19 protein-coding genes are annotated in these 25,130 nt (G+C 44.4%); 13 read left to right on the top strand and 6 right to left on the bottom strand.

Annotation, left to right across the window (positions count from 1 at the left end; translation table 11 throughout):
* Window positions 1-10: 10 nt before the first annotated feature.
* Window positions 11-889 carry an NAD(P)-dependent oxidoreductase gene (locus LYZ37_RS18050; RefSeq protein ID WP_272788217.1) on the bottom strand — a complete coding sequence of 293 codons (879 nt, stop codon included), beginning with the start codon at window positions 887-889 and terminating at the stop codon, window positions 11-13.
* A gap of 278 nt (window positions 890-1,167) precedes the next feature.
* On the opposite strand from LYZ37_RS18050, the gene LYZ37_RS18045 reads away from it, so the two are divergent.
* From LYZ37_RS18045 to LYZ37_RS18025, 5 genes are all read left to right on the top strand, one after another.
* Window positions 1,168-2,565: an alpha-amylase family protein gene (locus LYZ37_RS18045; RefSeq protein ID WP_272788216.1), complete on the top strand. Its 1,398-nt coding sequence runs from the start codon at window positions 1,168-1,170 to the stop codon at window positions 2,563-2,565.
* A gap of 150 nt (window positions 2,566-2,715) precedes the next feature.
* A complete protein-coding gene (locus tag LYZ37_RS18040; protein ID WP_272788215.1) occupies window positions 2,716-3,366 on the top strand; it encodes an HAD family hydrolase in 651 nt (216 codons plus the stop codon).
* Between the two features lie 194 nt (window positions 3,367-3,560).
* Window positions 3,561-4,418 carry a glutathione-dependent disulfide-bond oxidoreductase gene (yghU, locus tag LYZ37_RS18035; protein ID WP_272788214.1) on the top strand — a complete coding sequence of 286 codons (858 nt, stop codon included), beginning with the start codon at window positions 3,561-3,563 and terminating at the stop codon, window positions 4,416-4,418.
* Between the two features lie 171 nt (window positions 4,419-4,589).
* On the top strand, window positions 4,590-4,970 hold the full coding sequence (locus LYZ37_RS18030) for a hypothetical protein (protein WP_171320846.1): 381 nt from the start codon (window positions 4,590-4,592) through the stop codon (window positions 4,968-4,970).
* A gap of 17 nt (window positions 4,971-4,987) precedes the next feature.
* Window positions 4,988-6,388: a class II fumarate hydratase gene (locus LYZ37_RS18025; protein ID WP_272788213.1), complete on the top strand. Its 1,401-nt coding sequence runs from the start codon at window positions 4,988-4,990 to the stop codon at window positions 6,386-6,388.
* 51 nt (window positions 6,389-6,439) lie between these two features.
* Here the strand turns inward: LYZ37_RS18025 and LYZ37_RS18020 are convergent, their stop codons facing one another.
* From LYZ37_RS18020 to LYZ37_RS18010, 3 genes are all read right to left on the bottom strand, one after another.
* The gene (locus LYZ37_RS18020) at window positions 6,440-6,586 is read right to left on the bottom strand and encodes a hypothetical protein (RefSeq protein WP_272788212.1); all 147 of its coding nucleotides are present in this window, start codon (window positions 6,584-6,586) and stop codon (window positions 6,440-6,442) included.
* A gap of 76 nt (window positions 6,587-6,662) precedes the next feature.
* A complete protein-coding gene (locus LYZ37_RS18015) occupies window positions 6,663-7,031 on the bottom strand; it encodes a VOC family protein (protein WP_272788211.1) in 369 nt (122 codons plus the stop codon).
* A 73-nt stretch (window positions 7,032-7,104) separates the two neighbouring features.
* Window positions 7,105-8,037 carry an endonuclease/exonuclease/phosphatase family protein gene (locus tag LYZ37_RS18010; RefSeq protein WP_272788210.1) on the bottom strand — a complete coding sequence of 311 codons (933 nt, stop codon included), beginning with the start codon at window positions 8,035-8,037 and terminating at the stop codon, window positions 7,105-7,107.
* 204 nt (window positions 8,038-8,241) lie between these two features.
* Here LYZ37_RS18010 and LYZ37_RS18005 point away from each other — a divergent pair, with 204 nt between their 5' ends.
* The 5 genes from LYZ37_RS18005 (at window position 8,242) to LYZ37_RS17985 (ending at window position 16,007) form a co-directional block, all read left to right on the top strand.
* Window positions 8,242-10,719, top strand: coding sequence for a bifunctional diguanylate cyclase/phosphodiesterase (locus LYZ37_RS18005; protein ID WP_272788209.1), 2,478 nt, complete (start codon window positions 8,242-8,244; stop codon window positions 10,717-10,719).
* Window positions 10,720-10,811: 92 nt separating this feature from the next.
* On the top strand, window positions 10,812-12,188 hold the full coding sequence (locus LYZ37_RS18000; RefSeq protein WP_272788208.1) for an ATP-binding protein: 1,377 nt from the start codon (window positions 10,812-10,814) through the stop codon (window positions 12,186-12,188).
* Window positions 12,185-12,832, top strand: coding sequence for a response regulator transcription factor (locus LYZ37_RS17995; RefSeq protein ID WP_272788207.1), 648 nt, complete (start codon window positions 12,185-12,187; stop codon window positions 12,830-12,832). The genes LYZ37_RS18000 and LYZ37_RS17995 overlap by 4 nt, the downstream gene beginning before the upstream one ends.
* On the top strand, window positions 12,829-13,668 hold the full coding sequence (locus LYZ37_RS17990; protein ID WP_272788206.1) for a DUF2861 family protein: 840 nt from the start codon (window positions 12,829-12,831) through the stop codon (window positions 13,666-13,668). Before LYZ37_RS17995 ends, LYZ37_RS17990 begins: the two co-directional genes overlap by 4 nt.
* A gap of 62 nt (window positions 13,669-13,730) precedes the next feature.
* Window positions 13,731-16,007 carry a glycoside hydrolase gene (locus LYZ37_RS17985; protein WP_272788205.1) on the top strand — a complete coding sequence of 759 codons (2,277 nt, stop codon included), beginning with the start codon at window positions 13,731-13,733 and terminating at the stop codon, window positions 16,005-16,007.
* 56 nt (window positions 16,008-16,063) lie between these two features.
* Here the strand turns inward: LYZ37_RS17985 and LYZ37_RS17980 are convergent, their stop codons facing one another.
* Window positions 16,064-16,453, bottom strand: a complete 390-nt coding sequence (locus LYZ37_RS17980) for a DUF6559 family protein (protein ID WP_336314498.1) — start codon at window positions 16,451-16,453, stop codon at window positions 16,064-16,066.
* Between the two features lie 439 nt (window positions 16,454-16,892).
* On the opposite strand from LYZ37_RS17980, the gene LYZ37_RS17975 reads away from it, so the two are divergent.
* The 3 genes from LYZ37_RS17975 to LYZ37_RS17965 are packed head-to-tail and all read left to right on the top strand — an operon-like array spanning window position 16,893 to window position 21,963.
* Window positions 16,893-17,549, top strand: coding sequence for a TetR/AcrR family transcriptional regulator (locus tag LYZ37_RS17975; protein ID WP_272788203.1), 657 nt, complete (start codon window positions 16,893-16,895; stop codon window positions 17,547-17,549).
* Window positions 17,549-18,865 carry an efflux RND transporter periplasmic adaptor subunit gene (locus LYZ37_RS17970; RefSeq protein WP_272788384.1) on the top strand — a complete coding sequence of 439 codons (1,317 nt, stop codon included), beginning with the start codon at window positions 17,549-17,551 and terminating at the stop codon, window positions 18,863-18,865. Before LYZ37_RS17975 ends, LYZ37_RS17970 begins: the two co-directional genes overlap by 1 nt.
* Window positions 18,862-21,963, top strand: a complete 3,102-nt coding sequence (locus LYZ37_RS17965) for an efflux RND transporter permease subunit (RefSeq protein ID WP_272788202.1) — start codon at window positions 18,862-18,864, stop codon at window positions 21,961-21,963. Before LYZ37_RS17970 ends, LYZ37_RS17965 begins: the two co-directional genes overlap by 4 nt.
* A 37-nt stretch (window positions 21,964-22,000) precedes the next feature.
* Here LYZ37_RS17965 and LYZ37_RS17960 read toward each other — a convergent pair whose 3' ends face one another.
* On the bottom strand, window positions 22,001-25,126 hold the full coding sequence (locus LYZ37_RS17960; protein WP_272788201.1) for an efflux RND transporter permease subunit: 3,126 nt from the start codon (window positions 25,124-25,126) through the stop codon (window positions 22,001-22,003).
* Window positions 25,127-25,130: the final 4 nt, after the last annotated feature.

The following is a 25,130-nucleotide window of genomic DNA, read 5'->3' as shown; positions in this document are numbered from 1 at the left end:
TATTCATCTATTACTGATGTTTCGCTACCGCTTTCATCAGTACCGACGTATCCATACGCCCGAAGCCATCTTGCTGCAGTTCGGCGTATTGTTCGTCCACCTTTTTAGTTAATGGTAACTCTAACCCAACGCGCTCTGCTTCTTTGAGACAGAAGCCCAAGTCTTTACGCATCCAATCAATCGCAAAACCAAAATCAAACTTATCTTGTGACATTGTCACGGCTCGATTTTCCATCTGCCACGAGCCTGCCGCACCATGCTTTAATGTTTCAACGACTTGCTCGATATCCAAGTCTGACTTCTGAGCAAGTAACAGCGCTTCACTTAAACCTTGCAAGATGCCACCGATACAAATCTGATTGACCATTTTACAACGCTGGCCTTGACCGTTTTCACCCAGCAAAGTCATCTGTTTGGCATAAACATCCATGACTGGTGCAACTTGATCAAATATAGCCTGTGCACCACCACACATGATGGTTAGTACCCCATTTTCAGCCCCTGCTTGGCCGCCCGACACTGGCGCATCTATAAAGTGATTACCATTGGTTTGAGCCGCTTTGGCAAGTTCCACCGCTAATTCAGCGGACGTCGTAGTATGGTCAACTAAGACTGCGTCTTGCTTTAGCCCTGCAAGTACACCATCTTCACCGTAGATAACACTGCGCACGTCATCATCGTTACCCACGCAGACGAATACAATGTCACAATCCTGAGCGGCTTGTTTTGGCGTCTCACACGCAGTGCCTTGGTAATCATTAGCCCATTGCTCTGCTTTGGTTTTAGTACGATTAAATACCTTAGTTTCATAGCCTGCTTTACTTAAAAACCCAGCTATTGGATAGCCCATCACACCTAAACCAATAAAGGCTACTTTCTGCTGACTCATCCCTATCTCCTTTTGAATTTTATAGTTAGGGAGACAGTCTACTAAACTAAGCCGCTAAGTTTTACCACTAATCTAAGTTTGTCTCGAACAACATGGGTTTGTCGCAAGCAATATGAATCTAAGAATCCAAATCAACCAAACCAAATGTTAGCTCTGCATTAATTTTATAAATTAGATCCCTACATAGCGTGAGCACTATTCCGCGTTGACATTTCTTCACTACACATAGGAAACAGCCAAAATATCATCCCCATGAATAGAAATAACGAGAAAACCCTATGAAAAAAATAACATCTATCCTCGCTGCCACAGCTGCACTATCTGTACCTCAACTCAGTCATGCAGATGCGATCCTTCACGCATTCAATTGGAAATACTCCGATGTCACGCAGAATGCACAACAAATTGCTGCCAATGGTTATAAGAAAGTGTTGATTTCACCGGCTATGAAGTCAAGTGGGACTCAATGGTGGGCACGCTATCAACCACAAGATCTACGTGTTATCGACTCACCTTTAGGTAATAAGCAAGACTTAGAGGCAATGATTGCAGCCCTTAAAGCTCAAGGGGTTGATGTCTATGCTGACGTCGTTCTTAATCACATGGCAAATGAAGCATGGAAACGTAGCGACCTAAACTATCCTGGAACGGATGTGCTAAACGATTACGCTTCTCGTGCTAGCTACTATGCTGAGCAAAAACTGTTTGGTGATTTAAGCCAAAACCTATTCTCGGCTTCAGACTTTCACCCGGCTGGATGTATCACTAACTGGAACGATCCAGGTCACGTTCAGTACTGGCGTCTATGCGGCGCAGATGGTGATACTGGTCTTCCAGATCTAGATCCAAACAACTGGGTTGTAACACAACAGAAGAGCTACCTTAAAGCGCTAAAGTCGATGGGTATCAAAGGCTTCCGTATTGATGCTGTGAAGCATATGAGCCAATATCAGATCGATCAAATCTTCTCATCTGACATCATATCGGGTATGCACGTGTTCGGTGAAGTCATTACAAGTGGCGGCAAAGGGAATAGTGGCTACGAAGCCTTCCTTGCACCTTACCTGAATAATACCAACCACGCAGCATACGATTTCCCACTATTTGCTTCTATTCGAGGTGCTTTCTCTTTTGGTGGCGGGCTAAACCAACTGCATGATCCGCAAGCCTACGGCCAAGCATTAGAAGATGCGCGTGCTATTACCTTCACCATTACCCACGACATTCCTACCAACGACGGATTCCGTTACCAAATCATGGATCCTACCGACGAGAAACTTGCTTACGCGTACATCCTTGGTAAGAACGGCGGTACACCTCTCGTTTACAGTGATGAGCTACCTGACAGCGAAGACAAAGATAATGGTCGCTGGGCTGATGTTTGGAAAAACCCAAACATGATCAATATGTTGAAGTTCCACAACGCAATGCAAGGAAAATCAATGACAATGCTACACAGTGATCAATGTACTTTGCTGTTCAAGCGTGGCAAAGAGGGAGTTGTCGGAATCAATAAATGTGGTGAAAGTAAAACAATCACTGTTGATACCTACCACAATGAGTTTAACTGGCACGTTGCGTATAAAGATGTCCTAAGCTCAGATACAATAACCGTTAACTCACGTTACCACCAATTCACTATTCCCGCACGCACCGCTAGGATGTGGAAGCTGTAGCAGTACATCATCTCAAAGGCCTTAGCATCGCTTAGGCCTTTGAACTTAACCTCTAGACACCTAAGACTCACTATCCTAAACCTTGGCTTTTACTATAATTATTTGTATGCAAGAATGTGCGACCACGTTGTTATGGATTAAGCCGTACCTATGAAATTTCAGGCAGCCATCTTTGATATGGATGGGCTATTACTCGACACTGAGCGCGTTTGTATGCGTGTATTTAAGCAAGCATGTGAAAACGTCAATCTACCCTTCTATGAAGATGTCTATCTGTCGATTATTGGCAGGAACTCGGCAGGGATAGAGACCATCTTTCGAAAAGCCTATGGTGACGATTTAGACAAGCTTCATGCCGAGTGGCGCACAAACTATGATGCCATCGTCAAACACCAGGCAATACCGGTAAAAGAGGGCGTGGTGGAATTATTGGAGTGGCTGAAAAGCAACCATATTCCAACCGCAGTGGCTACTTCGACTCACCGTGAAGTTGCAACGGTTAAGCTCGAACTTGCTGGCTTGTCGAAATATTTTGATAGCCTTACTTGCGGCTGCGAAGTAACGCACGGCAAACCTGACCCAGAGATTTACCTGCTTGCTGCAGAGCGCCTAAATGTACAGCCAGAACACTGCCTTGCTTTTGAAGACTCTAACAATGGTGTTCGAAGCGCTGTTGCGGCTCATATGACCACTTTCCAAATTCCTGATCTTGTTGAACCTTGTAAAGAGGTCAAAGCATTAGGTCATAATATTCTGCCTTCTTTAATCGATGTCCTTGCTTACTTAAAGGCAGAGCACTAATCGCCAACAACTAAACGCTATACAGGCTTAGACCTTCTAAGCCTGTATAATCATGTGTATTAGGAACTCCTTATATCCTTTCCCAATTTTCAATAACCAGTTGTTCTAATAAAAAATTCCTTAAGGGCTTTTTATCCGATTTATGTATCCCAATGTTTATTATTGCCGGATAACAATCTGAATAAGGAATAACAATGACAAACCAATACGTACCACCAAAAGTATGGAAAATGGATGACGAGAACGGCGGCCAATGGGCGAGTATCAACCGTCCAGATTCTGGTGCTCGTCATGAGAAAGCGTTACCTGTTGGTCAGCACCCTATCCAGCTCCACTCTATGGGTACTCCGAATGGTCAAAAAGTCACAATCATGCTCGAAGAGTTGCTTGCACTTGGCGTGACAGAGGCTGAGTACGATGCATACTTAATTAAGATTGGCGAGGGCGACCAGTTTGGCTCTGGCTTTGTAGAGATAAACCCAAACTCAAAAATTCCCGCATTAGTTGACCAATCGGGCGATGCACCAATTAATGTGTTTGAATCAGGCAATATCTTGCTCTATCTCGCAGAGAAATTCGGTCACTTCCTGCCAACTGATATTGCGGCTAAAACTCAAGTCATGAACTGGTTATTCTGGCTTCAAGGCTCTGCCCCTTATCTAGGTGGTGGATTTGGTCACTTCTATGCCTACGCGCCAGAGAAGTTCGAATACCCGATCAATCGCTTTGCCATGGAAGCAAAACGTCAGTTAGATGTTCTTGATAAACAACTGGCAAACAACACCTTTATTGCTGGTGAAGAGTACAGTATCGCAGATATCGCAATCTGGCCTTGGTATGGCAACCTAGTGTTAGGTAAGACCTATGATGCCGCAGAATTCCTAGACGTTGATAGCTACAAAAACTTGAAACGCTGGGCAGAGCAAATTGAAGCCCGAGAAGCAGTGCAGCGCGGTCGCATTGTTAACCGAGCTTGGGGCGAAGATTGGGAACAAGTTCCTGAACGTCACAGTGCTGAAGATATTGATAAAGTACTGGCACTAAAGCCTTAGCCCTAATCAACACAATCCATAAAGCCCTGCTAAATATTTAGCGGGGCTTTTATTTTATAGCGACCTTACTATTCAGCCCAAACCCTCACAATCGAAATCAACCAAAAAACTAAGGGTTGATCCGACAAACTTAATTGATAATAATTATCATTACATTAAGTTGAGGTGCATATGGATAATCAACAGCTACTTTATAACGCATTCTACAAATCTCAGGATCGATTTCTTGATCGTTATACTCAGTGTGGGTTTGAACCTGATGTCATTCATGACTACATACATTGGGGTATGTTGTTGGCATCCCAATACGAGTCTGGAGCGAACAACGAAAACCCACTGCTGTGTGAGCTTTTCCTACGCCAACTCTATTTTCACCTGCTTGATGCAATTCAAGATCCAATACGCAGCCGAATTTTTCGTCGAGTCTGCCTAGACTCTATCCATACTCCATTGATGTGCCTAAAGCGCTACTACTATCAATGGGAAGATGGTGACGTTCAGTTTTTACACCTAAAACAACAATTACAGCGCATACAAGCGCCATTAGACTAATTCAAAAGGACCCAATGATGACTCAACGCCCTACTGCACAAGAATTTCGTACCGAGAAAGACAGTATGGGAGAGGTAAAAGTACCTCTTAATGCTCTATACCAAGCTCAAACTCAGCGTGCTGTCGATAACTTTCACTTCAGCAAACATGTGATGCCAGAAGGCTTTATTAAAGCGCTGGCCTACATTAAGCAAACCGCCGCTTTGACCAATGCCCAACTAGGACTGCTAGAAGGTGATATCGCACAGGCTATCGCAGATGCAGCACAAACCATCATTGATGGTGAGCACATGGAGCACTTCCCTATCGATGTCTATCAGACGGGGTCTGGCACCAGTTCAAACATGAATGCTAATGAAGTGATAGCAACGCTCGCCTCACAATTACTTGGTGGCGACGTGAATCCTAACGACCACGTTAACATGGGACAAAGCAGTAACGACGTTGTTCCTACTGCAATACAGATTAGCTCGGTGTTAGCGATAGAAACGCAGCTTATCCCAGCGTTAAACCATCTATCTAAAGTGCTAAGCGATAAGCGAGCTGAAGTTGGCGAGAGTGTTAAAACTGGCCGAACGCATTTGATGGATGCGATGCCAATTACATTTGACCAAGAATTAGGTGGCTGGCAGTTCCAAATAGAACAAGCGAAAACTGGCATTGAACAATCTCTGATTGCAGTCAAAGCCTTAGCGCAAGGTGGCACGGCTGTTGGCACAGGCATTAACGCTGACCCTAGATTCGCGACTAAATTTGCAGACAATCTCGCCCAAGCAACGCGTATTGATTTTGCTTCTAGCGAGAATTTCTTTTACAACCTCAGCAGCCAAGATGCCATTGTCGCACTTTCCGGTCAGTTAAAAACAGCCGCGGTAGCAACAATGAAGATCGCGAACGATCTACGCTGGATGAACTCTGGCCCACTAGCAGGTTTGGGTGAAATTGAACTGCAAGGTCTTCAGCCTGGTTCATCTATCATGCCAGGAAAAGTGAACCCTGTAATTCCAGAAGCGGCAGCAATGACAGCAGCTCAAGTGATAGGTAACGATACGACAATCACGGTTGCAGGTCAGTCAGGAAACTTTCAGCTCAATGTTATGCTGCCAGTGATTGCTCACAACGTACTGGAAAGCATTGAGCTACTTGCTAACAGCGCGACTGCATTAGCAGATAAGGCAATCGCCACATTTAAAGTCCGCGAAGACAACCTCGAAGTCGCATTGGCAAAAAATCCAATTCTGGTGACAGCATTAAACCCAGTGATTGGCTACCTGAAAGCAGCGGACATTGCGAAGAAAGCCTATAAAGAAGGTGAAGCGATTATTGATGTTGCTGAACGTGAAACCGATTTGGATCGTGCAACACTAGAACGTTTGTTGAACCCAACAAAGTTGACCAAAGGTGGTGTCGCAGAATAGCGTATTTGGTCGGTCAAAACAGAAAGCACACATCCTTGTGTGTGCTCTGGACTATATCCAAGCCAGAGACAACAGCAAAAATGGTAAGGCAATCGCCGATGCCATTTTTGCTAACGCCAATAACTCTCTTAGCATCACTTCACGCTTAGGTGAAACGGCTGCTTGCGAGAATGACGCCGCAACTTGTGCACTGTTCATATGTCCTCAAACAAATGAGATGTGAAAGGAGCGGCAAGTCTATAGCTAGCTCTGCTCGACTTCAACTGATATAGATTTAGCGAATATTTTGCGCAATTCTCCACAACACGCCAGATGGATCAATTACGCAGAACTCGAGCATTCCCCACGGCTGTTCAATCAACTCAGTCACTTTACAACTAAAGTTTTGCTCTACCTGCGAATCTTTAACATGGTTAAACCAACTATTCGCATCTTCAACCAGTAAGTGCATCATGGTATTTTCTGCATGATCAACGTTATAGTAGTTTTGCAGCAGAAAAGCATGACCTTCACGCCTTAAGTAAGCAACATCACCAAAGACAGAGGCGACCTCAAAGCCCAGAGCCTGATAAAATCGTTGTGACTCAATGAAGTCTTTACTTGGAATAAACGACTTGATTTCTGTGATGGCTAAATTACTCATAGTGAGCATCCTTTCCCTTGGCAAAAAACAATTAGGTGAGCAAGCATACTCTGTCTGTAAGTGAGAATCGATATCAATAACCAATTTTCGTCAACACCATCTTATGATCGGAGCCATTCGGCTTTTCGACACTTCTACGCTCGCAAATTCTTCTGCCGGTTTGACTCGACTTTAACCATAAATGATCGATTGCAATCATCGTAAAATCTGGAGTTTGAAACTGAATTACCCAATTTGGCCAACTCGCTACAGGAGCAGTTTGAAAACTGGGAAACATCTTACCAAACCGAAGGCTCGCCGAAGAGAGATTAAAGTCTCCGACAACCAACACCTCATCACTTGGATAGAGCTGATTTAAAGACTCAATAGTGCGAATAATGGCATTGCGTCGATACCATAGCTCTTTGGTCCTCGGTGAGGTGGGATGAGCCACCATCAGAGTGAGATCAACATGTTTATTAGGATGCCATGTACCCCGGATAATCGCTTGTTCATCGGGCGTGAGAAAAACCGACATATCTTTCAATGGTGAGCGGCTCAATACCATTTGGCTTGACGGATACCCTATTCCCTCCTGACCACCGTAGTAATAGGGATACACGTCATCAAGGGTTTTAAGTTTCTCGCCTATTTCCGGAGCAACTTCTTGTAGAACCACTAAATCACTTGGGTTGGCGAGCAAGTAGTTAATAAACCCGTTTACATTGTCGTTCTCGTAGTAAAGATTAAATTGCGTCACAGTGATTGGATTGACGCAATTGGCAGTGAGCACACGATTCGACTTAGGTGTAAGCAAAAAGAACACGCCAGAAACGACCAAGCAAACACACGCTTGCAGCCAGTGTTTTCCGAGACAGAAGCCAATACTCATCACCCAATAGACGAGCAGAAAAATCGCCGGGAATGCGACGATGTTTTCTATCCACCACGTTGATTCATAGAACGACAGGCTCACCCAAGCCAGTGCTGGAATGAATACGATAAACCAAATAACTGCTCTTTTCACCGAGACTCACTCTAAAGGATAAGGTTCATTAAGTATGGTCTACATCACGTAAAAGTCGCCAGATTGCCTTAATCTTAAGCAGCTAGTTTGTTATGGCTAACTCTCAAATTTCGATAACAATCAATAATTTTGCAAAATGTAAATAAAACTATAAAGTCATTAACGCTATACTGTTCAACAGAGCGAACCATTTCAAGGAGTGATATGAGCAAGCTAACGGACAAAAAACTGATCAATCTTATTACCTATGCTCCCGCTACTATCGTTGCTTTTTTTACCTTGTTATGGGTTTTGTTTACCGTTAGAGACACCATCCTTAGCTCTCAAGAAGATCTCGCTTCACTCCAACAGGATTACGAGCAAAGACAGCTTGTCGAATTGACCAACCGTGTAGAGTATGTCCTTGAACAAATAGAGTTCGCCCGTGACCAAACAGAACAACAACTAGAAAGTACGATTAAAGAACGAATCTACGAAGCGCACGCTATCGCCACTCGTATTTACGAAAACAACAAACAACTCCCAGAAAAACAAGTCACCAAGCTCATCACTGACGCCTTGCGAGATATTCGCTTCAATAACGGACGCGGTTACTTCTTTATCTATAAAACGGAAGGCCTCAATGTGATGCACCCTCTGCTCCCTAGAGTTGAAGGGACATCTTTATGGGATTTCAGAGACGTACGCGGTAGCTACATTGTCCGTGAAATGGGCGAACAAGTTAAAGCTAAGGGCGAAGACTTTTATCGCTGGTGGTTTGTAAAACCCAATAACAAGAATCATGAGTTTGAAAAAATTGGGTTCGGTAAATATTTTGCACCCTATGATTGGTTTATTGGCACGGGTGACTATGTTGTCGACGTAGAAAATGACATCAGAGCGACTTCGCTCGAATGGTTAAGAAACTTAAGATTTGGTGACCACGGCTATGTCTTTGTCGTTGATGAGAGCGGTCAAGTTCTCTCTCATTTGGATCAGTCGTTAATTGGCAAAAGCATCTTTGATATTGGTAGTGAAGAAGTCAAAGAAGGCGCGAAACGTATCATGGCAACCAACAAAGGCATTGTGAAATACATCGCGCCTGTTGGGCCTTCTAATATCTCCAACTACTCTAAAACCAGTTACGTTGTCAAAGATGAAAACTGGGGGTGGACAATTGGCGCAGGCATCTACAACGAATTAAATAATCAATATTTAGCCAGCCGTGCTCAACAAGCAGACCAAGAGCAACAAGAGACGCTACACCAGATGCTTGCAATTGGTGGGTTCACGATATTCGTTGTCGCTGCTTTGTCTTTAGTGCTTAGCCGACTTATCGCTAATCGATTCAAGCGATTTGAAAAAAGAATCAACCGCGATTTTGATGATTTACAAGATACCAAGGACAAACTCGAATACATGGCGTGTCACGACGAACTAACCGGACTGCCTAACCGAGCCCAGCTTCACAACAATATTCGACAAGGAATCCAGCTTTCCGAAGCAGCGTGTTGTCAATTGGCAGTGATGTTTGTCGATCTCGATGACTTTAAGAAAGTAAACGATTTATACGGACACAGTGCGGGTGACAAGTTACTCAGCGAGATCGGTAAAAAATTTGATGAGTTTTTAGGGCCAAATGATTTCGTTGCTCGCTTTGGTGGTGATGAGTTTATCTTTTGTTTTTCCAACCTAAAAAATCTTTCTGAGACCGAAGCTAAAGTCGACAAGATAAAAAATGTGTTCAAACAACAATTTGTTATCGACGGTAAGGTTATTTTTGCGAGCTGTTCTATTGGCGTCTCCATGTATCCGTCTGATGGAGACGAGCCTGAAGAGTTAATATCAAAGGCCGACATTGTTCTCTACAAATCTAAAGCGCGACAAAAAGGTGATGTTCTATTCTTCGATAGTTCAATCAACAAACAGGTACAGTACGATTTCTTGCTTGAGAGAGAATTACGCGACGCCATAGCACGTGACGAGCTGACTGTAAGCTATCAACCTCAAGTCACCGCCCAAACAGGTGAGCTGCATGGGGTGGAAAGTCTGCTACGTTGGCACAACCCTCACCTAGGCAATGTATCTCCATTGGAATTTATCTCCCTCGCCGAAGAGATTGGACTCATCGGTCAAATCGGAGAGTTTGTGCTCAATAAAGCCTGCGAAGAGTTTGCCAGCGTTTTTCCGTCTCCCGAATACAACTCTACCCTATCGATTAATATCTCCCCAATGCAGTTGATGGATAAAGCTTTCATTAGCCAACTGAAAAGAGCGATAGAAGAGAACAACTTACCAAGTAGCCGAATTACACTTGAGATAACGGAAAACGTCTTGATTAGCGACCTTCCAAAAGTGACACCGATTATTAACCAGATCAAAGAGCTTGGCTTTACGATTTCTCTCGATGACTTTGGTACCGGCTATTCATCGCTAAGTTATTTGAGTAACCTACCGTTGGACGAACTCAAAATTGACCGTGTCTTTGTCGATAAGATGCTGAGCTCTGAGCAGAGTGATTCCCTAGTCAAAGCCATTCTCGCCATTGCGCAATCCGCAAGTATGAGAGTCGTCGCCGAAGGTGTAGAGACAGAAGCACAAAAAACGGTACTGATCGATTATGGATGTGATGTATTGCAAGGTTACCTAATCGAAAGGCCAATACCTATTGCGCAATTAGCCGAAAAATACGCTGAATTATAGTCCGCGTATATTTTGTTGACACTGAGGTTACAAATCTCGCTAAAAAGTCGCTAACATTTGTGGGAGCCCCTTCATTTGGTTACTGGTTTTTAATGCCCCTACGCTTATACGCTACTTTCTTCTTCGTCTTGTTTGCTTTCGATGCTAAGGCATCTTTGCAGCAAACATGGCAGCAGTTTTATCAAAGTAGTTGGTCCAATGCTCAATTGACTCTGCCGCAAGAAGAACTATCGCGTTATCCAAGTGATCTACTGACATCAGAGAGTCAATATCCTGATTTTAGCCAGTTTTCGTGGGCAGACATTGAGACGCTTTCAACGATCAAACAACAGTGCCAGACACCTTCTGCTTATAATCCAACTCTAGAAAGCGCGGTTGAGTTTGAGCTTTATGTTTGCAACGAGAAAGCGATCCCTGACTCGTGGTTTGAGGAAAACCCGAAACGCCACCCTGCTGGTGGCACTTTTGTCGATCGCTACTTCGAAGGCATCAAGCCAGTTAACGACCAACTGGTGCTGTGGTTATCCGGTGATAATCCATCGCACCCACTACGAAGTGTATTTAATCAGATTTCAGATTCTGGAAGAGACGCACTACTAAAAGGTTACCGAGCTTGGCTAGAACCCGATGCGCTATGGCTAAATGGAGAGCAAGGTTGGAAAAAGATTCCAAACAAAGATTGGCAGCCTGTTGCACAGCAGTTAGCGATCACGATTAATGGCAACCAGTGTGACTTTCGCTACAGCAACTTGTGTATCGCTAAAGCTCAATCCAATGGATATATTGCAGCGATACTCGCTTCCATCTTCTCTTTAGTATTGGCTTTATTATTAGCTCGCACTCTTTATCTAAAACGTCAGCAAAATCGCAACAAACGTTTTATATTACAACTACTGACGCATGAACTACGTACTCCCATTGCGAGCCTAGGCATGACAGTCGACCTGTTTCGCCAAGAGTTTGATTCGCTGAATGATAACTCACAACAGGCTATGTGGCGTTTATTGGAAGACTACCAACGCCTAGCGCAACTCACCGAAGCCAGCAAAGGTTACTTGAGTTCAAAAGAAAGCTACAACGATGCCAATCAGGAAGCCTATTTGAGTGAATGGTTAGAACATACTTGCTCTGGACAGGACGTTGATTTCTATTTGGATGAAGACAAGCAACTCACGCTTCCCTTCTACTGGCTTACCATCTGTTTAAACAACCTGATAATGAATGCTAAACAGCATGGTAAGACCCCGATTAAAATCCATGTTTCTGTCAATGAGAAGCTCTGTATTACCGTTACCGATGCTGGGCAATTTCCTTCCTATTGGAACCGTATAAGACTGAAGCAAAACACCAATCAAGATAGCAATATGGGCATCGGTCTGAGTTTGGTTCGCCACCTGATGTCACACCTCGGTGGAAAAGTCATCATCAACACAAACCCAACACGTATTACTTTGGAGCTGCCTCTATGAATTCAATCCTGCTAGTTGAGGATGATCAACTACTCGGTCAAGGAGTCCAAGCCTTCTTACAATCTAATGGGTATCATTGTACTTGGGTTACCAACGCTAAAGAGGCCGAAAAACATTGGTTTAGAGCTGATCTCGTGATTTTAGATCGCCAACTTCAAGATGGCGATAGCCTTAATCACTTACCGACTTGGTTACAAACTAAAGCACTGCCTGTGATTGTGCTAACAGCCAAAATCGAGGTAGAGCAACGCGTTGAAGGGTTAATGTGTGGTGCGAAAGACTATATGACTAAGCCCTTTGCACAAGAAGAACTCTTAGCCCGTATCGTTACCCAACTTCGTCCTCTGGGCTCAAGTACGATCGCTTATAAAACCCTTTCTATTGATGTATCTATGCGACAGGTGCTCGACCAAGATAAACAAGTCACCCTGAAACCGAAGGAGTTTCAACTTCTCGTTCTCTTAATTCAAAATCAAGGTCGTGTTTTCCATCGTGAAGAGCTACTTAATAAGATCTGGGGTTACCAAGCCTTTCCCACAACCCGAACCGTAGACAACCATATCTTAAAGCTACGTAATACCTTACCGTGTTTAGAGATAGAAACACATCGAGGTGTAGGATATAGATTGGTGGAAAACTCATGAGTTATAAGACTTGGATAGTGACACCACTGCTGATTGCTTTCTTTACTCCTTTTTGTTCGGCAAACGACGCTACGTGGTTCCGCAATACGCCAATGCAATCGACCATGGAGGCTCTACTCGAAAAGCAGCCGAGACGAGCATGGCAAGAACTTACTCTAGCACTGAGTCAGAATCGAATTGAGCCCATACATTGGCAACCCGTAAAAGAAGCCATATTGGCACAATCAAACTGCGGTCATCAGCTTGATACAAGTTTGTCTGCGATGCCTCCTCGGTTAACACTCTCATTTATCAGTCGTAGCGGTTTCTCTAGCAGCGGCTACCAAATCAAGGTATCGACAGAAGAAACACAACAAGGTGGTCATTTCTCGCTCATCACTCCGCAAGGAATATCTCTATTGTCTGGAGAGATTGAGCCTCACAAGAACTATCAGGAATGGGAAACCGACGAACTCATTACTTCTCCTGAGGCGGGAGTCTACTATTTAAAATACAATCGCAACGAGTTGCCTGTTGTTGTTTCTCGTTACGATAGCAACCACTGGCTTAATCGTTCGACAATGGATAGTTCCCAGATTCAAGCGAGCCTTCCTCAACTCAATAACGGCTGTGCGAAACCCGTTGTGAATCTCCAATGGTTTGATTCCGAGTACAATCAAGTAAAGGACAAAAAAGCACTAGAAGTCACGAGCACGAAGATAACTCTAGAGCAACTGCAACCCCCACCCAATGCTCGCCACTTAAGTGCCTCCACACTCATTTTTGAGTACCAGCCTGGAGTAAAAGTTGAGTATATTCATCGAATCTCGTTGCCCTTCTCTAATAGAGACAAATAGGTGACAAATTTAAACACCCGCTAATGTGTAATAGGCATATTGAAAACAACACGACGTAAAATATGCCTTATAAACCAACCACCTTAATCCTATCAACCATAGCTAGCCTATTGTTATCTCCTGCTTCGCAGGCTACGTCAGTTGGCAGCATCTCACTCATAGCTGACTCGCAATCAGTGAACATCAACCCGAACTCACTGGCGATAAAGTGGAACAATCAAACGATCAATCAAGCAGGTCTACAAATTGATGGTGTCAGTCAGCAAGCCGTGCAGCTAGATCAGCTTTCTAACACCCACTTTCAATGGACTTTAAAGCCGAGCAACATCAGAGTAGATGCAAAATTATCGTCAACTCTGAGCTTGTCTTTCCGCCTTGCTGAAAATCAAACAGTGATAAGTGACGAACCCATTACCCTGAGTTGGTATAACCTAGCGGAAGAAGATGCACAGGAGCTCTATTTACCTTTTAGTGAAGGCATGCGGGTTCCAACCTCAAGCCCTGAATGGATCAAATACCTATCTGAGAGCCGTGATGGTTCTAACACCACTCAAGACCTAAAAATGCCTTTTTGGACAGCTCAGCAGGGCTCTCAATACATTAGCTGGCACATGGTAACAGCAACCAATAACTCGCTATCTTTTAACCAAGTCGATGACAAACTCGATATGAGAGCTGCGCATCAATTTACCTCCCTCAATTCTAAACTGCCTTTCACTGTCTCCGTTAGCATTGGTGGTGATTGGTTAAGTGGAGCAAAGCAGTATCGCCAGTGGCGAGTCAATAATGGCTTTAGCACTACTTTGGCCGAGAAAAAGCAAGCTAACCCAAACATCGAAAAGCTTATTGGCGCTAACCAAGTGTATCTATTTGGTTCTGATGGAATTAGTGTTCAAGACGTCACTGATTGGTGGGGTTTACACTCGTGGTTGTTTAAGCGTGCTCAGCTTGCGATAGAAAAGTCACCCAGAAAAGAGTTGCAAGGTCTGGTCAAAGGCAAGGATTGGCTGAGTCACTATCACAAACAGTTGCTGGTAGACTCTATCAACCTCGCCCTTAATACAAAGTTTAACGCCCCAGCCCCAACTATGGTCGACAATGCCATTGAAGCGCAATTTAAAGCCGCTCAGCAAAAGAAACAATGGCTAAGCAATCACGCTGGACAATACCTCATTGATCCACAACGATGGGGACAAGCGATCTCAACCGATATGGTAAAAAACCTTAAAGCGTCAGGTTTAACCCACTTATGGCTCGGTTTTGATAACTGGATGCCCGCCTTCTACCAACCAGAAGTCATTAAACAAGCCAAGCAAGCCGGGTATTTGGTTGGCACTTATGACTCATACAATACTGCGATACCACTTGGGCTCAATGATGGATGGCTTACTGCGCAGCTCCCTGATCAAATTCGCAACACATGCGCTATCGAACTTGCAGACGGCTCAAAGAAGAAAGGCTTTCGTGGTAACGGCTATTACCTCAACCCACTTTGTGAAACAGAATACGTAATCAAACGAGTGTCAGACATACTCCATTTTGGTCAGTTTGATAGTTTGTTCATTGATGTCGATGCCACTGCAATGGCACGTGAGGACTACAACTTGAAGACAAGCGAATCTGATATGCTACGCGGTTTTAATTCACGAATGCGGTCTATTGCCGACAATAACAACGTCGTACTCGGTTCAGAAGATGGTAACGCACTCACCACGTCAGGCATTGCTTTTGCCCATGGTTTAGAAACGATTGGGTTTGGTTGGAGTGATAAAGAGATGAAACGCGATACTCACTCGCCCTACTATCTGGGTCGTTGGTATCCAGATCACAAGCCGGATTTCTTTTTTAAGTCTGCAAAAGTTAAAGAGCCCTATAAAACCTTACTCTTTTCGCCTCAATATCGCATTCCGCTCTACCAAGCCGTCTTTCACGATGAAGTGATTAACAGCCACCATTGGCACTCTGATAGTTTAAAATTCAGCGATGTAAAAATCGAGCGTGACCTAACAGCTATGCTTTACAATGTTCCATCAATGGTTCATCTCAGTAGAGACGAAGTTTTGTCACCAAACAGCAAGAGATTAGTGCAGCTTAAACACTACCAATCAGGTTTTAAGCCTCTACATCAGGCGCTTTGGGATAAGCAGTTAAACCGTTTTGAGTGGTTAACTGAAGATGGCAAGGTACAGCAAACGACCTTTTCTGATGGCAGTAAGATAATCGCTAACTTCTCAGACAAAGAAGTTGAACTAGAAAAGTACAAGCTTGAGCCACAGTCTATATTGGCTTTGCTCGAAGGCAATAAAACGATGAGGTGGAAGCCTTTAGAAGCGAGATAAAAACGAAAAAAGGATTAATACCACTGTATTAATCCTTTTTCGGTCAAGCTTACTGCTTAGTAACGGCTATTCATTCCATAGTGATTGGCCATACTGTCTTCTATGCTTCCTCCTTTCCAAGAAGAAGGGCTCGCTAGCTTGAGTACATCCATCGCCGTATATTCCGCTCCAGCGAAGATTTTATGGCTTAGTTCTTTACGTAAAGCGTCTAGCTGAGATTGGCTAAGTTCAAACTTGTCACTTTGCTCGCTCGTGAGCTCATTGCAAAACAACGCAAGGTTATAGTGAAAGTAACGTTTGAAAGTCCCAACGGAAATTGCTGCCTGTAAAACTTGACCAGCAGAGTAAAAGTCTCGCGACCCATACCCCTTAATTAAAGCTGGGGTCATCTGAGCAATCATTTTCCGTAGCGCTCTGCGTTTAAAAAAGGTTCTGAAAATAGGCATAGCCATCAATACCTGTACTACTTGATTTGCCAACACTATAGCACGAAGATCACTTCAAAAAGGGGCTTTCTAGCTGTAGCCCGTACATTTCATAATTGAAAATTATCTTTGCACTTTTAATAATTATCAGTTCATGACAAAAGTGTTAACTTAAGCAGCATTGGTTACACTGATATAAAGAACTGCTAATAACCACAGATTCTTCATAACAGCTCAGATATGGATATAGAACCAACAACTTCCAAATATACAACAACTATTTTTGACTTTTCGCCCGCTTAGTAGCTGCTATGCGGGCATTTTTCTGTCCGCTATTTTTACTTATCTCAACAAGCCCACTAATTAATCACTTGTTTAAATATTGATTAATTTAAGTCATATCGAATACTTAGCATGCACTCTATAATTAATCGAATGTTTAATTTTTGAGGTAATAAGCGTGGCTACGACAACGAGAAAAGCGGGTCGTCCCAGTGACAGCATTGACGCTCGGCAAAATTTGATTCATCACGCTCGCGAACTCTTCACAGTAATGCCTTATGACAAGGTTTCAACGCGCCTTGTTGCCAATCGAGCGGGCGTTAACGTAGCAATGATCCGTTACTACTTTGGTAATAAAGAAGGTCTGTTCGAAACCATGTTGCGAGAAACCCTCGCGCCAATGAAACAGCAGATGGACATTCTGGTTAAAGACAGCTCACAAAAGAACTTTCTCGATATTATGCGAACCTATTATCGCGAAATGATCAAAGTGCCTCAGTTTCCCCGCTTAGTTGCTCAAGTTATGCATATGGACGCCTCGGATACACAAAGGAAACTACTAGAAAAGGTCTTTTTCGACATCAGCCAGCCAATGCAACTGGTGATGTTTGAAAAGCTTGTAGATAGCAAGGTGCTTAGGCCAGATGCAGACCCCAAGCTATGTAAAGTCTCTTATATTAGCTTGATGGTCTTTCCTTTTATTGCTCCCCCAGCCCTACTCGCCGTTCACGGGATTGAGTTAAATGAAGAGTTTCTCAACCAACTGTTTGAGCACAATATCAAATTAATGACACATGGATTTCTTACCTCCAACGACCAGCAGGAACAACAATGATGAAAATAAATAAGAAGCTACTGTTTTTTCCAGCGCTAGCCGTTGGCGTGATGGCTTTAGTTTTGGCAATTAAAGTGAAGCCGGATTTACCAGTTAAACCTGCGGGTGACCGAGCGCGCTTAGTCGAAACAACACCTCTAGAGTTGCGTTCGATGGCACCCAAAGCGATCGGTTTTGGTAAAGTTGCACCAAAAATCGAATGGAAAGCGATAGCAGAAGTGACGGGCAAAGTCGTTTATCGCCACCCAAGGCTAGAGAAAGGACAAGTGCTTCAGGCAGGGACAGAAATCCTGCGTATCGACCCACTCGATTACGAATTGAAACTGGTACAAGCTCAAGCTGACTTCAAATCTGCGCAAACCTCTTTAGCTAAGCTTTACCAAGAAGAAGACAACCTCAAACAGACGCTTAAAATTGAGAGCAATCGTCTGGTCATCGCGAACAAAGAGTTAGAGCGTAAACAGAACCTGCGCAAAAAAGGGCTCACTTCGCAATCTGATGTTGATCAGCAAGAACAAAGTGCATTATCACAACGTAAACTGGTGCTTGATATAGAAAACCAAATCGGATTGATGCCCGATGAAAAGCGCGTCGCTGAAGCCTTGGTCAAGGTCAACACCTCTAAGGTTGAAGAGGCACACCGCTCATTAGAAAAAACCATCATCAAGCTGCCTTACGACTTGCGCATTGCCGCCGTTGATATTGAACAAAATCAGGTGGTGAATCTACAGCAAACCATGGTCACAGCGCATGGTATGGATGTGATGGAAGTAGAAGCCCAACTTTCAATTCATGATATGCACACCCTTGCGTCAAGCTTAGGTGAGTTCAATCGCGATGAGTCTGGTATTCCTCAACCAGATATGACCTTTATCAATGCCAGTATTGAACTGAGCAGCGGTAATATGAAGGCAACGTGGCCTGCAAAGGTTAGCCGAATCAGTGAAACCGTCGACCCTAACCAAGCGACGGCTGGGGTTATATTGGAGATTCAGCAAGACTACCGCAATCTAAACCCTAACAGCGTCCCCCCACTCGTGAATGGGATGTTTGTACGTGCGTTTATCGAAGGTCAAGCAAATCCAAGCTGGGTGATTCCTGAGCGTGCACTTCATGGCGACAAAATCTACCTTATGGATGAAGCCAATAAGCTGACAATCCAGCCTGTAACAGTCCTTTATCGCCGTGACAATCAAGTCATTATTGATGGAGACCTGAGCCAAGGTGACAAGCTAATCCTCAATGACCTACTCCCTGCTATCAACGGCATGCTGCTTAAAGAGGCAACGGTGACTAAAGAGGAGTCAGCACAATGATTCGATTCTTCGCTAAACACCCCACAGCAGCCAACTTGCTGATGCTCGGTTTGCTCGTTTTGGGTATTACATCGCTGCCCAATATCAAAAGGGAAACCTTCCCTGAGTTTGATCCTCCCTACATCATGGCGGGCGTCGTTTACCCGGGCGCTTCACCGCAAGAAGTGGAAGAAAGCATCTGCGTTCGAATGGAAGATGCGGTAGATGGTCTTGCCAATATTGAAGAGACCCAATGTGAGGCGATTGAAGGCTCTGCGAGACTGATCCTTAAACTGAACGAGAAAGCAGACATCGGTCGTATGCTGGTTGATGTACAAACGCAGATCAACTCCATCAATGACTTCCCACAAGAAATCGAGTCTCCAGTTGTCCAAGAACTCGATTGGAATGAACCTGTTGTAGATGTCGCCATCACAGCCGATACCACATGGCCTGAACTTAAAGCCTATGCAGAACAGCTTAAACGAACGTTAAAGCTTGACTACGACGTATCTCTTGTCGATGTGGCTGGTTTTTCTGATCACCAATTTCGCGTCGAGTTAGACTCTCAAGCAATGCGTCAGTTAGGCTTAAGTGTCGGTGATATTGCGACGCAAATAGGCCGCCAAAACATCAAGCTACCGAGCGGTAATGTTGAGACGCCAGATAAGAACTTTCTAATCCGCTTTGATGAAAGGCGCATTACACCGCAGCAACTGGAAAGTATTGTCGTTGGCTCTGGTCCAAACGGCTCGCTCATTCGCCTTAAAGATATTGCGACCATCACAGACCGTTTTGAGCTCGATGAACAAAAAGTCTTATTCGATGGGCACCCTTCCGCCCTACTTAAAGTCAGTAAAAACAAAGAAGATGATGCGTTACGGATTAAAGAGCGTGTCGCTCAATTTGTCGAAGAGCAACAAGCTATCGCACCGGATGGTGTCAAGTTAGAGCTGACCAACGATCTCTCTTCTGTGCTTTGGGATCGCTTAACCATGATGGTCAGTAATGGTTGGCAGGGTATTATTCTTGTCTTCGCAACGATGTGGCTATTCTTTAGTTTGCGCTACTCTTTCTGGGTTGCTGCAGGCTTGCCTGTCGCTTTCCTTGGTGGCTTATTTCTGATGGCACAGTTAGGTCTTTCCATCAATATCATGTCTTTAGTCGGTCTGCTGATGGCAATCGGTATTATGATGGATGATGCCATCGTTATTGCGGAGTCAATTGCAGCGCACTTGGACAGAGGTGAAGACGTCGACAACGCGGTGATTAAAGGCGTTAAGAAAGTGCTCCCGGGCGTTATCTCTTCTTTCTTAACCACAGTATGTATCTTCGGCAGTCTATTATTCTTGCAAGGCGAAATGGGTGCCGTGCTAAAAGCCGTCCCTCAGGTACTAATTCTGGTATTAACGCTGAGCTTGGTCGAAGCCTTCCTAATTCTACCGAATCACCTCTCCCACTCTCTACACAAAGAGAAAAAAGAGAAGCCACCAGCGAAGTTTAAGAAGAAACTGCTCGATAGATTTGAAAACTTTAGAAACACCACCCTAGTTAACGCGGTAGAGAAAGTTGTTGATTTTAGATTTGCCTTCTTAGGTGGTGTCGTTGCACTACTTCTTGTCTCGGTCGCGACAATTGCAGGTGGACTACTTAAGTTCCAACCCTTCCCGGAGTTAGACGGAGACATAGCAGAAGCTCGCATCATTCTTCCTCCCGGCTCATCTTTGGCTCAAACCGAAGCCGTGGTGGATAGAATTGTTGCATCTGCGCAAAAGCTAGATAAGGAATGGACAGAGAAAGTTGAAAACGGGGTTCCTCTCATTCAACACATTACTAGTCAGTTCAATGCTAATGCGGATGCTAACGAATCTGGCCCTCACATTGCGACGGTAAGACTCGATTTACTCGGTGCAGAAAGCCGAAACACAGTAATTGACGACTTTATTGCGGCTTGGCGGCAAGATATCGGAGAACTGGCAGATCCTATCTCTCTGGTCTTTAAACAACCGACAATGGGACCGGGCGGAAGAGCGATTGAGATACGTGCTAAACACGACGACCTCGATGCATTGAAAGCCGCTTCCATTGATATTCAGCAGTACCTGAATGAGTTTGATGGTGTACACGGTGTGCTCGATGATATGCGCATGGGTAAAGAAGAAGTACTCGTCAAGCTTCGTCCGGGTGCAGAAACCTATGGTATCAATGGACAGCTGATCGCCAATCAACTTCGCGCAGCCTTTTTTGGCCAAACCGCAGACGAGATTCAAGTGGGTGTTGAAAACATCTCTATCGAAGTGCGTTTAGACAAAGTGCAAGCCGGCGATCTCCAGCAACTGGCTAATTTCCCAATTATTATGTCTGATGGTAGCCAAATCCCACTTGCAACCATCGCGACACTAGACTTCCAGCGTAACTATGTGCGAATTCAGCGTATCGACGGTTTAAGAACCATTAGCGTGTTTGGTGACGTTGACAATACCAAAGCCAACTCTACGGCAATTATTGCTCAGTTCCAACGTGACGAAGCCCCTAAATTAACAGCCAAGTATCCGGGGCTACGTTTCGACTTTGAAGGGGAAGCAAAAGATGCCGCCGAAACAGGCGCATCAATGGGTAAAGGCTTCCTATTGGGACTATTTGGTGTATTCACAATATTGAGTTATCAGTTCCGTAGCTACCTAGAACCTGTCGTTGTTATGTTAGCCATACCACTAGCGTTTATTGGCGTGGTTTGGGGGCATATTCTCTTAGGTCACTCACTCAGTATGCCAAGTATGATGGGCTTTGTCTCTTTGGCGGGTATCGTGGTCAACGACTCTATTCTACTCGTTCAATACATACGCCATCACGTTGATGAGGGCGATAGTGTCCATGATTCTGTGGTTAAAGCGAGTAGAGAACGTTTTAGAGCTGTCTTCCTGACCTCGATGACAACCGCTGCGGGTTTGCTCCCGCTATTGACGGAAACTAGCTTGCAGGCTCAGGTTATTCAGCCGTTGGTTATCTCGATTGTCTTTGGTATCTTCGCCTCAACCTTACTCGTGCTGTTTATGATTCCAGCCGCCTATGCCGTCCTCGCAGATTTTGGATTGGTTCATAAACACGAAGAAATTTAGGTACAAAAAAGCGGGTCACTTCGACCCGCTTCTAACATTAAGGCAAGATTTCAGCTTGGCTTTTGTTTCGCGTTATCAGCCTCTTTAGTCTTGCAAATATCCCTTTGATATCCTCTAGCATGAGATACAAACATGGCACTAGTATCAGGGTTAGCAAGGTAGCAAACAGGACGGCAAAGCCAAGTGCTACTGCCATTGGGATAACAAACTTCGCCTGCAGACTTGTTTCAAACATGATCGGCAGTACCCCAACAAAGGTAGTGATTGAAGTCAGCGTAATCGCTCGGAAACGAGCACATCCTGCTTCGATGACCGCCTCTTTAATTGCGACACCGCGCGCTCTTACTTGGTTGACGTAATCGGTCATAACCAAAGAGTCGTTAACCACAACACCTGCCGCCGCAATAAGGCCGAATGTCGACATCATGCTGAGATCTAAGCCAAACCAATAGTGACCCCATATTGCACCTGTTAGGCTAAATGGAATCACCGACATGATGATTAATGGCTGAGTGTAACTCTTTAGTGGAACGGCTAGCAGTATGTACACAATGATCATGCCTGCGATAAAGAGGATGATTTGCTCGTCTTGTTGAGCTTGCTGCTCTTCGATTGTTCCGCCCAATTCGCTCTTAACGCCTGGGTAAGCAGTCAAAATATCAGGGATCACCTCGGTATTGATTTGCTCGACGATTTGGTTCGGTTCGACAAGTTCTTCATCAATCGAGCCATAGACATACACACTTCGATAGCCCCCTTCACGTCGAATACTGCTCACACCTGGTTTCTGGTTAATCTCAACCACATCGCCTAACATGACTTTCTTGCCTTCAGGCGTTGTAATTACTGCATAACGCAATGAAGAGAAAGCCTCACGGGTTAACTGCGGATAGCGAACCATGACTTTGATTTCTTCACCATCGCGTAAGACTCGCTGTGCTTCCCCACCATAGAAACTACCACCCACCTGCGTCGCGATATCGAACAGATCTAACCCTAGATCGTATGCGACTGGTGCGAGCGAAAGTAACACTTCCTGACTACCAGAATCGATGGAAGACGAGATATCAAACAAGCCCTTCTGTTGCTGCAAATTGAGGATTAACTCACGACCCGCCGAATTCAGACTCTCGATATCAGAACCGTAGAGTAGGAACCCGAATTCATCGCCCTTTTCGTCATCATTAACGTTATCGGACACGTTAAGCATTTTCAGCCCTGGAATACTTGGTATACGTTCGCGCCAGCGCCTTGCAAGCTCAAAGGTGTTAAATGGCCTGAGTTCTTCATCGACAAGCGGAATTACAAGCCGACCTTCTTTTCTCCCCTGACTGAACGTAAGAATGTCACGAATCATCTTCTGACCCGTTTCTTGCTCTATCTCTTGATCAATAGTTAGAACTGTCGACTCAATTAACTTCAGCGCCTCTATGGTTTGCTCACTGGAAACATTGTCATTCATGACCAACTTTATACTTGGAAAGTCATGAGGTACTTTAGGTGATGGTACGATTCTGACGTAGCTAGCCATGACCATAGCAATGGTAATCGCTAACACGCCAATAAAGGTGGCAAACACACTCCAACGCCAGTGGGTACACCACTTTACAAACCTTTTATAAGGTCCATTGATAAAACCAAAAAAGCGCGTGTTGAATCTATCTCGCCAACTGCCTTTTTTGATCGGCTTAAACTTAGAGTGTGCCAAGTGCGATGGCAAAATCAGCTTAGACTCAATCAAACTAAAGAACAGGCAAAGAATCACGATGGAAGCGATACCAAAGAAGAACGCACTTTCTATACCTTTTGACATTAAAAATGGTGCAAACACGGCCATAGTCGTAAGCACACCAAACGTTGCTGGCGTCGCGACACGTTTTACGCCACGAACAACGTTTTCAACACCGCCTCCACTTCTCTCAATTTCGCTGTAGGCGCTCTCCCCTATGACAATAGCATCATCAACAACAATACCGAGTACCATGATAAATGCGAACAAAGAAATGATGTTAATGCTCACGCCAATGGCAGGCATCATCATCACCGCACCCAAGAAACAAACCGGAAGCCCTATCATCACCCACATGGCAAGCTTAACGCGCAAGAACAGACTTAGCATGAGTGCAACCAAGACTGCACCTTGCAATAGGTTCTTGAGCATCATATCGAGGCGAGCGTTAAGGTAATAGGTCATATCGACCAGTGTTTTGATTTTTAAGTCAGACGGCAAAGTTTGGTTTTTCTGCTCGATGTAAGCTTTGACGGACTCAGCAACGGTCACCATATTTTGGTCTTTGGTTGCTTTAACCGAGAGATACATTGCGTTTTGGCCAGAGTAACGGAAGTATCGATCGTCTTCCGTAAATCCATCTTTGATCGTTGCGATATCTTGCAACAATACCTTACCGCCATTTGCGCCAATCTTGACTGGAATGGCTCTGAATTCCTCGCCTTTGTAATACTGGTTCTCTATTCGAACCGAGATCATTCCGGCATTGGTTCTCACTTCACCAGCAGAGTAGTTCGCTGAGTAACGCTTGATTGCATTGCTGACATCGTTGAGTGTCAGGCTATACTTTTGAAGAACTCTAGGCTCTATTTCAACAGCAATTTCATACTCCGGAGCACCGAGCTCTACTAGAGCAACATTATTCAGCTGAAGAAGCTCATCTTCTATTTGTTTGGCGATAGGCTTAAGTTCAAGCAGGGTTCTATCACCAACTAACGCCATCTCAATAACATCTTGTCGCCATTCATATTGGTAAACTTGAATCGGCTCCATTGCGTCTGGGAAATTAGAGGTCGAATCGACCTTCTGTTTCACTTTATCAAGCACAGTATCAATATCTTCATCAACACCGATTTCTAGCTCAATGTTGCCACTGCCTCGATAAGCGCTAGACACGGCTTTTTTAATGCCCGTAACATCTTTGAGCGACTCTTCTAACTTAATCAGGATACTTTCTTCAATCTCTTGCGGTGAAGCCCCCGGATACTGAGCACTGACATTGATGTAGTTCACTTCAATATTGGGGAACATCTGTCGCTGGATAAAGAAGAAGCTGACCGTACCAATGATCAATATAAAGGCCATGAGCAAATTCGCCGCGACAGAGTTATTGGCAAAATAGGCGATCAAACCTTTCTGTTTGTTCTCTTCCATGACT

The sequence above is a fragment of the Vibrio tubiashii genome (genome assembly GCF_028551255.1).
GTDB classification, from domain to species: domain Bacteria; phylum Pseudomonadota; class Gammaproteobacteria; order Enterobacterales; family Vibrionaceae; genus Vibrio; species Vibrio tubiashii_B.
The sequence above is the reverse complement of the archived record's forward strand: the minus strand, read 5'-3'. Positions and strand labels throughout refer to the sequence as shown.

Excerpts from the sequence above, each read along its gene's own strand:
- LYZ37_RS18050 (WP_272788217.1), bottom strand. The coding sequence starts at position 889 with ATGAGTCAGCAGAAAGTAGCCTTTATTGGTTTAGGTGTGATGGGCTAT.
- LYZ37_RS18045 (WP_272788216.1), top strand. The coding sequence starts at position 1,168 with ATGAAAAAAATAACATCTATCCTCGCTGCCACAGCTGCACTATCTGTA.
- LYZ37_RS18040 (WP_272788215.1), top strand. The coding sequence starts at position 2,716 with ATGAAATTTCAGGCAGCCATCTTTGATATGGATGGGCTATTACTCGAC.
- yghU (WP_272788214.1), top strand. The coding sequence starts at position 3,561 with ATGACAAACCAATACGTACCACCAAAAGTATGGAAAATGGATGACGAG.
- LYZ37_RS18030 (WP_171320846.1), top strand. The coding sequence starts at position 4,590 with ATGGATAATCAACAGCTACTTTATAACGCATTCTACAAATCTCAGGAT.
- LYZ37_RS18025 (WP_272788213.1), top strand. The coding sequence starts at position 4,988 with ATGACTCAACGCCCTACTGCACAAGAATTTCGTACCGAGAAAGACAGT.
- LYZ37_RS18020 (WP_272788212.1), bottom strand. The coding sequence starts at position 6,586 with ATGAACAGTGCACAAGTTGCGGCGTCATTCTCGCAAGCAGCCGTTTCA.
- LYZ37_RS18015 (WP_272788211.1), bottom strand. The coding sequence starts at position 7,031 with ATGAGTAATTTAGCCATCACAGAAATCAAGTCGTTTATTCCAAGTAAA.
- LYZ37_RS18005 (WP_272788209.1), top strand. The coding sequence starts at position 8,242 with ATGAGCAAGCTAACGGACAAAAAACTGATCAATCTTATTACCTATGCT.
- LYZ37_RS18000 (WP_272788208.1), top strand. The coding sequence starts at position 10,812 with ATGCCCCTACGCTTATACGCTACTTTCTTCTTCGTCTTGTTTGCTTTC.
- LYZ37_RS17995 (WP_272788207.1), top strand. The coding sequence starts at position 12,185 with ATGAATTCAATCCTGCTAGTTGAGGATGATCAACTACTCGGTCAAGGA.
- LYZ37_RS17990 (WP_272788206.1), top strand. The coding sequence starts at position 12,829 with ATGAGTTATAAGACTTGGATAGTGACACCACTGCTGATTGCTTTCTTT.
- LYZ37_RS17985 (WP_272788205.1), top strand. The coding sequence starts at position 13,731 with ATGCCTTATAAACCAACCACCTTAATCCTATCAACCATAGCTAGCCTA.
- LYZ37_RS17980 (WP_336314498.1), bottom strand. The coding sequence starts at position 16,453 with ATGCCTATTTTCAGAACCTTTTTTAAACGCAGAGCGCTACGGAAAATG.
- LYZ37_RS17970 (WP_272788384.1), top strand. The coding sequence starts at position 17,549 with ATGAAAATAAATAAGAAGCTACTGTTTTTTCCAGCGCTAGCCGTTGGC.
- LYZ37_RS17965 (WP_272788202.1), top strand. The coding sequence starts at position 18,862 with ATGATTCGATTCTTCGCTAAACACCCCACAGCAGCCAACTTGCTGATG.
- LYZ37_RS17960 (WP_272788201.1), bottom strand. The coding sequence starts at position 25,126 with ATGGAAGAGAACAAACAGAAAGGTTTGATCGCCTATTTTGCCAATAAC.